The 10,959-nt window shown below is 28.1% G+C and carries 13 protein-coding genes; 1 reads left to right on the plus strand and 12 read right to left on the minus strand.

All coding sequences use genetic code 11. From position 1 onward, the window contains the following. Nucleotides 1–21: 21 nt before the first annotated feature. The gene (yyaC, locus tag BTM21_RS13490; protein ID WP_021876874.1) at nucleotides 22–618 is read left to right on the plus strand and encodes a spore protease YyaC; all 597 of its coding nucleotides are present in this window, start codon (nucleotides 22–24) and stop codon (nucleotides 616–618) included. A gap of 39 nt (nucleotides 619–657) precedes the next feature. On the opposite strand, the gene BTM21_RS13495 is transcribed toward yyaC, so the two are convergent. The 12 genes from BTM21_RS13495 to rpmH all read right to left on the minus strand — a co-directional run bounded on the left by BTM21_RS13495 (nucleotide 658) and on the right by rpmH (nucleotide 10,421). After that, a complete protein-coding gene (locus BTM21_RS13495; protein WP_021876875.1) occupies nucleotides 658–1,155 on the minus strand; it encodes a DUF4446 family protein in 498 nt (165 codons plus the stop codon). Between the two features lie 87 nt (nucleotides 1,156–1,242). Then, nucleotides 1,243–2,094: a ParB/RepB/Spo0J family partition protein gene (locus BTM21_RS13500; RefSeq protein ID WP_021876876.1), complete on the minus strand. Its 852-nt coding sequence runs from the start codon at nucleotides 2,092–2,094 to the stop codon at nucleotides 1,243–1,245. Between the two features lie 12 nt (nucleotides 2,095–2,106). Next, the gene (locus BTM21_RS13505; RefSeq protein WP_021876877.1) at nucleotides 2,107–2,868 is read right to left on the minus strand and encodes a ParA family protein; all 762 of its coding nucleotides are present in this window, start codon (nucleotides 2,866–2,868) and stop codon (nucleotides 2,107–2,109) included. A 209-nt stretch (nucleotides 2,869–3,077) separates the two neighbouring features. After that, complete coding sequence (noc, locus tag BTM21_RS13510; RefSeq protein ID WP_021876878.1) at nucleotides 3,078–3,854, minus strand: nucleoid occlusion protein; 777 nt, start codon at nucleotides 3,852–3,854, stop codon at nucleotides 3,078–3,080. A 216-nt stretch (nucleotides 3,855–4,070) separates the two neighbouring features. After that, nucleotides 4,071–4,790 carry a 16S rRNA (guanine(527)-N(7))-methyltransferase RsmG gene (gene rsmG / locus BTM21_RS13515; RefSeq protein WP_079481748.1) on the minus strand — a complete coding sequence of 240 codons (720 nt, stop codon included), beginning with the start codon at nucleotides 4,788–4,790 and terminating at the stop codon, nucleotides 4,071–4,073. Between the two features lie 17 nt (nucleotides 4,791–4,807). After that, complete coding sequence (gene mnmG, locus BTM21_RS13520) at nucleotides 4,808–6,688, minus strand: tRNA uridine-5-carboxymethylaminomethyl(34) synthesis enzyme MnmG (protein ID WP_021876880.1); 1,881 nt, start codon at nucleotides 6,686–6,688, stop codon at nucleotides 4,808–4,810. A 13-nt stretch (nucleotides 6,689–6,701) separates the two neighbouring features. Then, on the minus strand, nucleotides 6,702–8,081 hold the full coding sequence (gene mnmE, locus BTM21_RS13525) for a tRNA uridine-5-carboxymethylaminomethyl(34) synthesis GTPase MnmE (protein WP_021876881.1): 1,380 nt from the start codon (nucleotides 8,079–8,081) through the stop codon (nucleotides 6,702–6,704). Between the two features lie 135 nt (nucleotides 8,082–8,216). Beyond that, complete coding sequence (jag, locus tag BTM21_RS13530) at nucleotides 8,217–8,843, minus strand: RNA-binding cell elongation regulator Jag/EloR (RefSeq protein WP_021876882.1); 627 nt, start codon at nucleotides 8,841–8,843, stop codon at nucleotides 8,217–8,219. Nucleotides 8,844–8,881: 38 nt separating this feature from the next. Beyond that, nucleotides 8,882–9,646 carry a membrane protein insertase YidC gene (gene yidC / locus BTM21_RS13535; RefSeq protein ID WP_079481750.1) on the minus strand — a complete coding sequence of 255 codons (765 nt, stop codon included), beginning with the start codon at nucleotides 9,644–9,646 and terminating at the stop codon, nucleotides 8,882–8,884. Nucleotides 9,647–9,665: 19 nt separating this feature from the next. Next, nucleotides 9,666–9,875 (minus strand): membrane protein insertion efficiency factor YidD, encoded by a 210-nt coding sequence (gene yidD / locus BTM21_RS13540; protein ID WP_021876884.1) that lies wholly within the window; start codon nucleotides 9,873–9,875, stop codon nucleotides 9,666–9,668. Next, nucleotides 9,875–10,225 (minus strand): ribonuclease P protein component, encoded by a 351-nt coding sequence (rnpA, locus tag BTM21_RS13545; RefSeq protein ID WP_021876885.1) that lies wholly within the window; start codon nucleotides 10,223–10,225, stop codon nucleotides 9,875–9,877. Before rnpA ends, yidD begins: the two co-directional genes overlap by 1 nt. A 61-nt stretch (nucleotides 10,226–10,286) precedes the next feature. Then, nucleotides 10,287–10,421 carry a 50S ribosomal protein L34 gene (gene rpmH / locus BTM21_RS14175; protein ID WP_079481751.1) on the minus strand — a complete coding sequence of 45 codons (135 nt, stop codon included), beginning with the start codon at nucleotides 10,419–10,421 and terminating at the stop codon, nucleotides 10,287–10,289. Between the last annotated feature and the right edge of the window lie 538 nt (nucleotides 10,422–10,959).

Below are 10,959 nucleotides of genomic sequence, written 5' to 3' on the forward strand. Positions count from 1 at the left end.
TTCAATAAAGGAGGTTTTTTAATGAAAAAATGTTTTTCATTAAACTCTTATTCTCCTAACGCTTATGTGGAAGTTAGAGATTACTTATGTAATAAACTTACTAAATTAATTAAAGAAAATAGAGATATAATATTTATTTGTGTTGGCACTGATAGATCTACTGGTGATTCTCTTGGTCCTTTAGTAGGCTATAAATTAAAATTTGTTTCACGCAAAAATATTCATATTTATGGTTCACTAGAAAACCCAATTCATTCAAATAACGTTAAAGAAACTCTAAAAAAGATAAACGATAATTTTACCAATCCTTATATAATAGGAATAGATGCATGTCTTGGAGATATTCATAATATAGGAAAAGTTTTTATACAAAATAGACCTTTACAACCCGGCCTTGCAATGAATAAAGATCTACCAGCAATTGGCGATATGAGTATTACAGGCGTAGTTAATATTGCTGGCAATTTAGAATTTATGGTTTTACAAAATACTAGATTATGTACCGTAATGTCTCTAGCTGATTGTATCTCTAATGGAATTTTCCACTTCATACTAAAGTCTCTAGGTAATAACACTAAATATTTAAACAACTCATTAGATAGCATTAAATATTTATAACAAAAAAGGTATGAAATTATACTTTCATACCTTTTAATTTTATTTATTTATAGCTTCATTTAAAACATGAAGTTCTTCTTCTGATAACTCGTATCTTGAAATTCCCTTATCTATAGGTTTTGCATATGTAGTACTTTCTTGTCTTGAATAAATACCTGTTAACATAACTCCATCATTGTTAGAGTCTAATATTGCTATTGAGAAACTTAAATCACTTCCTATATCTTCAAAAGCCCTGTATCTCATTATAGCTACTTTATTAACACACTCTTTCATTTCCTCTTTAATAACTTCGCATCTATTTAATGATTCTTCTGAATTTGCAACTGCTTTATCTATATCATCAAGCTTAGATGTTATAAGAGCTTCTAAATTTTTATTATTTACGCCTCTCATCATTCTTTTATATTTCTTTTCCACCTTATTAAGTGATTGCATAAATACTAATACAATGATAAATAGTAGAAATACAATTATAGCTAACCCTATAATTAAAAATGCTGAGTACTCATTTATCATACTTATTATATTTTCCATCTTTATCTTCCTTTCTTATAATGTTTCACGTGAAACATAAATCACTTTTATCTTTTGTTTCCTTATTAATGTTTCACGTGAAACATTTTATAAGTTTATAATCTCTAAAATTCTTTGTAAATCTTCATCTGAATAATACTCTATTTCTATTTTACCTTTATTATTCTTATTACTAATATTAACTTTTGTTCCTAAGAAATCTTGCAATCTTTGAGTTACATCTTTATAGTATGGATTATTATCTATTTTTCTTTCGATATTTTTCTTTGGCTTACTTAATAATTTTATTAGTTTTTCTAGTTCTCTAACTGATAATTTCTCATCAATTACTTTTTGAGCAACTTCACATTGTAAGTTTTCATCTGTTATTACTAATAAAACTCTACCATGACCTTCTGTAATTACTCCATCTATAAGATATTGTTGAACTGTTTCACATAAATTCATTAACCTCATAGTATTGCTAATTGCTACTCTTGATTTTCCTATTCTTTTACTTAACTCTTCTTGTGTTAATTGAAATTCATTTAATAACTTTTTATATGCAATAGCTTCTTCTATAGGATTTAAATCTTGTCTTTGTATATTCTCTATTAAAGATATTTCCAGAATATCTTTTTCAGTTAAATTCATTATTATTGCTGGTATTTCTTTTAATCCAACTAACTTTGCAGCTCTCCATCTTCTTTCACCCGCAACAATAATATAATTATTATTATCTTTTTTAAGTATTATTGGTTGTATAATTCCATGATGCTTTATTGATTCTGCTAATTCAGCTATCTTATCATCATCAAAAAACTTTCTTGGTTGTTCATTATTGCTCTTAATAAGATTTATAGGAATTAATGATTTTCCCGATTCTAGATTTTCATTATTCGCCATATCTTCTGGTATTAAAGCTCCTAGACCTTTTCCTAATGCAAACTTCTTGCTCATAATTTCACCTTCTTATTGTTTTTTTAAGAATTCGTTTGTTAAATCTTTATATGCATTTGCACCTTTACACTTCTCATCATATAACATTATTGGTAGTCCAAAACTTGGAGCCTCTGCTAATCTAATATTTCTTGGTATAGTCGTTTCATACACCTTATCATTAAAGAAGTTTTTAACTTCCTCATATACTTCATTACTTAAATTAGTTCTATAATCATACATAGTCATAATTACACCTTCAACATCTAAATCCTTATTTAAGGATTTCTTTACTAATTGAAGTGTATTCATCAATTGACCTACGCCTTCTAAAGCATAGAATTCACATTGTATAGGAATTAATACTGATTGTACTGATGTTAATGCATTTATTGTAAGTACTCCTAATGAAGGTGGGCAATCTATAAAAATAAAGTCGTATTGGTCTTCTACTTCTTTAATTTTATTCATTAATATAGTCTCCCTATTTTCCTTACTTATCATTTCTACTTCTGCTCCAGCTAATTCCATTGTAGATGGTGCAATAAATAAATTCTGAACTAATTCACTTCTTAATATTACATCATTAAGTGATGTATCTGATGTTAAAACATCATACATTGATAATTCTAAATTCCTCTTATCTAAACCTAATCCACTTGTAGTATTTCCTTGTGGATCAATATCTATAGTTAAAACTCTATATCCTTCCATAGCTAAATATGCACATAAATTAATATTTGTAGTTGTCTTTCCAACTCCACCCTTTTGATTAAATACACAAATTTTTTTCATATAAAAGCTCTAATTTAGAGCTTCACCCCCTTCCCATATAATAATATTATATAGATTTTTATGTAATATTAAAAGATTAACTAAGTAAAAAAATATTTAAATATAACTATTTTCTACGTTTTTTTCTAATTTTAATTATTATATGAATATAAAAAAAGAAATTATATTCAAAAAATGAATATAATTTCTTTAAGTATTTCTATATACTATTATTTTTTAGGTATAGATACCGTTATTTGTATACATTCTTCTGAGTCCTTAAAATTGTACTCAGCTGGTATATTAAATTTATCGAAAACTTGTCTTATAGTATTAACATATAGCTTTGCTGGAAATATACTTTTAACCTTCTTTTTACTCTTGTCATTTAATTGTTCTCCAGCTAATTTAAGTAACTCCTTATTTATAAGTTCCTCTGTTTTCTTTACATTTAAACCGTTCTTAACTACTTTTTCTACAACTTTTAATTGTAGTTCCTCATTTGGTAAAGATAATAAAGCCCTAGCATGTCTTTCAGTCAGTTTGTTATCTATACAAATCTTTCTAACATTATCACTCAACTTTAATAGTCTTAATTTATTTGCTATAGTTGATTGTTTCTTTCCCATTCTTTTAGCTAAATCATCTTGTGTAAATTTGTGATCATGTATAAGATTATAATAAGCTTCTGCTTCTTCAATAAAATTCAGATCTTCTCTTTGAAGGTTTTCTAAAAGAGCTATTTCCGCTGATTCAGTATCAGTAATTTCTATTATATTGCAAGGAACCAATTCTAATGAAGCAATTCTAGCTGCTCTCCATCGTCTTTCTCCTGCAACTAGTTCAAAACTATCTCCTCTTTTCCTAACTGTTAAAGGCTGAATAATTCCATGCTCTTTTATTGATTGAGATAATTCTATTAATGCTTCTTCATTAAAAAACTTTCTTGGTTGATAAGTATTAGGAAAAATCTTATCAATACTTATATTTATAATTTCTCTACTCATATGCGCACCCAACCATCCCTCATTATTTGTAAATCACCCATTATTCCATGATTTAACAATTCTATTTTCTTCTCTCATTTTCCTTCTTTTTTTTCATTAAATTATAAAACAAATTAGCTATAAAAATTCTATTTTTTTACATTTTGTATTTGGTATCTTCTTTTTTATTCATTCATCGACAAGTTTATTTTTTTGTATATATTTAATAAAAACTCATTATTTAATAGGCTTTTTATTTACTGTACCTGCTTTTCTTGGATAAATTTTAGGACATTGCTTTATTTTCTTAACTTCTACTATGTTATGTCTTAAATCCGTATCTTCGATTTCTACTTCTATTATTTCCTTAAGCTCTCCACCTAAAGTTTTTATAGCTTTATCAGCATCTTTAAGTTCTTCATCTATTGAAGGACCCTTTAAAGCAACAAAGTAGCCACCTTTCTTTACATAAGGCATACAAAATTCTGATAAAACAGCCATATTAGCAACAGCTCTTGAAGTTGCAATATCAAATTTTTCTCTTAATTCAGGTTTTCTAGCTCCATCTTCTGCTCTTGAATGTATGGTTGTAATATTCTTTAAACCAAGTTCATTAATTACAGTATTTAAGAAGTTTATTCTTTTATTTAATGAATCTAGTAATGTTACCTTAACATTTGGATTCATTATTGCTATAGGCAACCCAGGAAACCCAGCACCTGTTCCAACATCTATGATAGTACTAGCATTTCTTATCTGTTCTGATTTAAAAGCTTTTATACAATCTATAAAATGCTTTTTAATTATTTCTTCATCCTCTGTTATTGCTGTTAAATTTATTTTTTCATTCCACTCTTGAAGTAATCTCATATATTTTATAAATTGCTCATACTTCTCTTCAGATAGCTCTAGATTAGCTTCTATTGCTGCTTCCTTCATTAAATCAAAAAATTTCATATTTTCCTCCATAGAAATTATTGTTTTTTCTTATATTGATGCTCTAAATATATTAATAAAACTGATATATCAGCTGGGGATACCCCTGATATTCTTGATGCCTGACCTATACTTACAGGTCTTATATTTGAAAGCTTTTGAATAGCTTCTGTTCTTAATCCTTTTACATCTTTATAATCTATATCTTCTGGTAATAGTTTTTTCTCAAATTTTCTGAATTGATTTACTTGTTCTAACTGACTTTCTATATACCCTTGATATTTTGCAATTATATTAATCTGTTCTCCTATATTTTCTGGATATTCTGGTCTATCAGGATCTAAACTCGCTAAACTAAAATAATCCACTTCTGGTCTCTTTATTAACTCATAAAATCTAATTGGCTTTTTAAGCTCAGTTGATCCAACAGATACTAAGTATTCATTAACTTCTTTTTTATTTGTAATTTGAAGTTCTTTTATTCTGTTCATTTCATTTTCAATATCTGATTTTCTTTTTAAAAACTTAGCATATCTATCTTCTGAAACAAGTCCTACTTTATATCCTATTTCAGTTAATCTAAAATCAGCATTATCTTGTCTTAATAACAATCTATATTCAGCTCTAGATGTCATCATTCTGTAAGGTTCATTAGTTCCTTTTGTAACTAAATCATCAATTAAAACTCCTACGTATCCATCTGAACGAGTTAATATCATTGGTTCTTCACCTTTAAGCTTTAATGCTGCATTTATACCTGCAACTATACCTTGAGATGCTGCTTCTTCATATCCTGAGCTTCCATTTAATTGACCAGCTCCATAAAGACCTTCAATACCTTTAAACTCTAGCGTTGGTTTTAATTGTAATGGATCTATTGAATCATATTCTATAGCATATGCTGTTCTCATTATTTCAACATTCTCAAGTCCAGGTATAGTTTTAAGCATCTTAATTTGAACATCTTCAGGTAATGATGATGACATACCTCCAACATACATCTCTAATGTATCTTCGCCTTCTGGCTCAACAAATATTTGATGTCTTGATTTATCTGGAAACCTCATAACTTTATCTTCTATTGAAGGACAATATCTTGGTCCAACACCTTCAATTAAACCATTATACATTGGTGACCTTGATATATTATCTTCTATAATTTTATGGGTATCTTCTGATGTATATGTTAACCAACAAGATACTTGATCTCTATTAATATCTTCACTCATAAATGAAAAAGGTACTATTTTTTCATCTCCTGGTTGCTCTATCATCTTAGAAAAATCTACTGATTTCATATTTATTCTAGCTGGAGTACCTGTTTTAAATCTTCTTAATGATACTCCTAAATCAATCAATGATTGTGATAATTCATTAGCAGCTGCTAATCCATTAGGACCACTATTGTAAGTCACATCACCAATTATTATTCTTGCTCTTAAATATGTTCCTGTTGTTAAGATAACAGCCTTACAACCAAAATAAGCACCATTCTTAGTGTGAACTCCAACTATTTTACCTTCTTCAACCTCTAAACCTATAACTTCTAATTGTCTAACTTGTAAATTTTCTTCATTTTCTAAGGCTTTTTTCATTCGCTCTTGGTATTTCTTTTTATCCGCTTGTGCTCTTAATGAATGTACAGCTGGTCCTTTTGATGTATTTAGCATCCTTGATTGTATAAAAGTATTGTCTATATTTATACCCATCTCTCCGCCTAAAGCATCTATTTCTCTAACTAAATGACCCTTAGCTGTTCCTCCTATATTAGGGTTACAAGGCATCATAGCTATTGAATCAAGATTTATAGTACACATTAATGTTTTAAATCCCATTCTAGCTGATGCTAATGCTGCTTCACATCCAGCATGACCGGCACCAACAACGATTATATCGTAATCTCCCGCATTATATTTCATTATTTCACTTCTCCTATTTTCCACAACAAAATTCTCTAAATATTTTATTTACTAAATCTTCTTCTAATTCTGATCCTGTTATTTCACCTAATGCTTTTAAAGCTGCTGTTACATATATTGATATTAAGTCAAGGAATTCATTATTTTTAACTCTAATATATGCATTTTGTGAATTATCCTTAGCTCTAATTAAAGCTTGCTTATGTCTTGAATTTGATATAATTAAACTTTCACTGTCTATTTTACCATTAAAGAACATATCTTTAATCTTGTTTTTTAATCCATCAATTCCAATTTGTTCTTTAGCTGAAATATTAATTATATTTTCAAATCCATCTAATATATTTGTATTTAACTTATTTTCTAAATCCATTTTATTTAGGATTACTATTGATTTCTTATCTTTAATAGCATCTATTATTTCATTATCTTCATCATCTAAAGCTCTTGATGAATCTAGTACTAATAATACTAAATCTGCTTCTTTAATTTTCTCTTTTGATCTTTCAACTCCGATTTTTTCAACAACATCCTCTGTTTCTCTTATACCTGCTGTATCAATTATTTTTATTGGAATACCATCTAAATTTATATATTCTTCAATTACATCTCTAGTCGTTCCCGCTATATCTGTAACAATAGCTCTTTTCTCTTTTAAAAGAGCATTTAATAAAGAAGATTTACCTACATTTGGCTTACCTACTATTGCTAAACTAAGACCATCTCTTATTATTTTCCCCTCTTCAGCATTCTTAAGTAATCTATCCATATTTAGTATTGCTTCATTTAAACTTTCTTCTACTTTAATTGGTATAGTAGGATCTATTTCTTCATCATCTTCTGTAAAATCTACAGCATACTCTATTAATGCTAAAACATTTAATAAGTATTCATTAAGCTTATTTATTTCCTGGGAAAGTGACCCTGAACTTTGCATTAAAGCAGATTTCATAGCTAATTCCGTTTTAGCCGTTATTAAATCCATAACCGCCTCTGCTTGTGACAAATCTATTCTTCCATTTAAGAAAGCTCTTTTTGTAAATTCGCCTGGTTCTGCTAATCTTGCACCAGCCTTTATGACAGTTTCTAAAACCTTGTTAGTTGAAGTTACTCCACCATGACAATTTATTTCAATAGTATCTTCTGCCGTAAAGCTTCTTGGTCCTTTCATATAACTTATTATTACTTCATCAATTAATTCTTCAGTTTCGAAATCTATGATATGCCCATACCTCATAGTATAAGTTTTCATTTCTTTTATATCTACACCGCTCTTAGATTTAAATATCTTTGAAACTATTTCTAATGCCTTATCTCCCGAAACTCTTATAATTGCTATACCACCTTCTCCTAAGGCAGTAGCAATAGCACAAATTGTATCAAACTCTTTCATTATTTTTCCTCCTTAGAAATTACTCCCCTTCCCTATATTATAACCCATTTTAACTAATATTCATTTTACAAAAATATTTAAATTTAGTCAAAAGTTCATCAAATAAAAAGAAAGCCAATTACGGCTTTCTTTTTATTATCTATTCTTAATATCTACTACTACTCTTCTATATGGTTCTTCACCTTCACTATAAGTGCAAACAAGATCATTATCCTGTAGAGTTGAGTGAATTATTCTTCTTTCATATGGATTCATTGGCTCTAATTTAAAAGTTCTTTTAGTTTTTACTACTTTATAAGCCGTTTTATTAGCAACTCTTTTTAATGTTTCTTCTCTTTTTTGTCTATAGTTTTCAGTGTCTAAAACTACTTTTTTATAAGGTATATCATGACCTTTATTAACAACTAAGGAAACTAAATATTGTAGTGAGTCTAACGTTTCACCTCTATAACCTATTATTAGTCCCATCTTAGGACCTATTAAATCGATGTGAATTGCATCTCTCTCTTCTTTAATATTAATTTCAGCCTTTACAGCCATTGAATCTAATACCTTTTTTAAAAAGTCATGTGCATCTCCCACATAATCTCTTTTAACTTTTACTAGAATCTTAGCTGGTTTAGCTCCTATAATACCTAAAAGACCTTTAGTCCCTTCTTCAATAACTTCAACTTCAACTTTATCTTCTGTTACATTTAATTGACTTAATGCATTTTGTAAAGCCTCGTTTACATTCTTTCCTGTTATTTCTAATGTTTTCATACCCTATTCACCCACCTATAACTGCTACTTAAAGCATATTAATTTCTTTTTTTAGTTTTTGGTGTTGCTTTTTTTGCATTTAAAGAAGTTGTTTGAATTTCTTTTTCCATCTTTGCTTCTTGCTTTTTCTTATATGGTAAATAATTTAGGAAATAAGTTTGTGCTAGTTGAATAACTCCACCTATTATCCAGTATATTACAAGTATAGCACTAAAGTTAAGTGACATGAATCCCATCATACCAGACATAACTAAATTCATTGTTGCCATATTCATTGGGCTATCTGGATTTTGAGGCATTGATTTACTTAATAAAACAGATGGTAAATAAGTACTTAAAAATGCAAGTATCGGTAATATATATCTTGGATCTTTTGCAAATATATCAGGTATCCATAGGAATGAAGTATCCATCCCAGCCCCTGGTGTTATTCTCATAAATACATAATATAATGCGAATAATATTGGTAATGGTAATAATGTTGGTAAGCAGCCACCAAACATACTTACGTTGTTTTCTTTCATTAATTTTGAATATTCTAATTGCATCTTTTGTGGATCATTTGCATATTTCTTTTGTAACTTTTGTAATTCTGGTTGAATTTCTTGAAGTCTTGCATTTGATCTAGTTGACTTAACATTTAGTGGTAGTATAAGTAATCTTATTATTAATGTAAAAATAAAAATTGCTAATACGTAAGATACTCCACTTGGTTGCATATTAAATAATTGTAATATAAATTCGTGCAACCCATTGAAAATTTTTGCTAAAAAATCCGCCACCGGCGATAAAACTGACATCATAATTTATGTCTTACCTCCCTTATTTAACTGGATCATATCCACCTTTTGAAAATGGATTACATCTTAAGATTCTTTTTATAGATAAAACTCCACCCTTAATAGCCCCATACTTAGTTATTGCGTCAATGGCGTATTGTGAACAAGTTGGTATGTACTTGCAGCAGGGTTGCTTTGTAGGTGAAATATACTTTCTATATAAATCTATAGCCTTAAGCATTATTTCTTTCATTATTTATATAATCCTGCCTTTAAAAAAAGTTTTTTCATTGCTTCTTCAACTTCAAAATAACTTCTATCCTTTACTGCATTTCTTGCAATAAATACAAAATCATATCCTTGTTTTAAATCTTCACAATTCAATCTGTAGCTTTCAGTTATCAATCGTTTACTCCTACTACGGACCACACTATTTCCTACTTTTTTACTTACTGAAACCCCTATTTTATTGTAAAATTCACCTTTTTGATCTATATTTCTTCTATTGTTAAATATATATAGAACTAAAAGACCATTTGCTAATGACTTTCCTCTTTTATATACAGTTCTAAATTCATTATTTTTTCTTATTCTATAAATCATGAGAACTTTCATCCTCCTTTTTTTCCTGCATTTGCAGAAAAAAGGCCACTTATTGCGGCCCTTATGCTGTTAATTTTTTTCTTCCTTTTTGTCTTCTTCTCTTAAGAACGTTTCTTCCACCTGGAGTACTCATTCTCTTTCTGAAACCATGTTCTTTTTTTCTTTGTCTCTTTTTTGGTTGGTATGTCATGAACATTTCATTACACCCCCTTTAAACTTTTATATATATAGTAAATAACTATATTATTCGTATTTTAAATTTACTTTATTATTATATATATATCATCATTCCATGTCAATACACTATAATTACCATTAACCTGTTGATAAATAAAAATAACAACTTATATTTTTGTGGATAACTTCTTGAACACCCTATTTAACTTATGTTATTATTAATATTGACTGTGAATAATATTATTAATAAACAAACTTATCCACAACTGTGGATTAAATTGTGTATAACTTGTTTATTTTTTCTTTAAACTTAACTTATTTTTACTATTTTGTAGCAAAAATAAGCATTTTAGGGTATGTTAATAATGTTTAGAACTTATTATCAACCTATTGTGGATAACTTTTATTTAAATTTGTTATCACCATAATTATTAACATGTGAATATTTTAATACTATTTATCAACAACTATAATAACCTGTTAATAATTATGTTGATATATTGTTATTATATTGTTATTATATTATTTCAAATTTATTTTTTAATGGAGGATATGCA

Origin of the sequence: Clostridium chauvoei, assembly GCF_002327185.1 — a bacterium.
Lineage (GTDB): Bacteria > Bacillota > Clostridia > Clostridiales > Clostridiaceae > Clostridium > Clostridium chauvoei.